The sequence below is a fragment of the Plebeiibacterium marinum genome (assembly GCF_026013615.1).
GTDB classification, from domain to species: domain Bacteria; phylum Bacteroidota; class Bacteroidia; order Bacteroidales; family Marinilabiliaceae; genus Saccharicrinis; species Saccharicrinis marinus_A.
On sequence record NZ_JAPDPI010000153.1, the window covers coordinates 1 to 380 of the forward strand.

A 380-nucleotide genomic window follows, 5' to 3' on the forward strand; every position below is an offset into this window, starting at 1 on the left:
TGTATGATTTGTTGCTGAATAATAAATGGTACAGAGGTTGTTTAGCAATGGGGAGGAGCTCTTTTACCGGGATAGGATAGTATCAAGGCCAACTCACCACCACAGTCTTTACAATTGAGCAGGGAGCGTTTACCAAACTTCATTTCCAATACCTGAGCTCTGGAAAGCTTATTGGTATTAATCGGTACATTTAAATCTTTACGTAGAAGTTCCAAACTGCTGGTTTTGTTCCTGGAACTTAAAAATCCCAGATGCCTGATCCTTCTGAACTGAGGAGGGACGATATGTTCGATAAATCTTTTCAGGAATTCAACGCCAGTAATGGTCTGCGTCTGGGTTTTGTAGTTCTCTTTTCTGTTGCACCATTTAAAAGTAACATG

General features: G+C 40.3%; 1 protein-coding gene. It reads right to left on the bottom strand.

Translation table 11 applies throughout. The features are described 5' to 3' along the window. Positions 1-41: 41 nt before the first annotated feature. Positions 42-380 (bottom strand): transposase (locus OM074_RS21285; protein WP_301202725.1); only part of this gene is annotated, 339 nt, incomplete at its 5' end.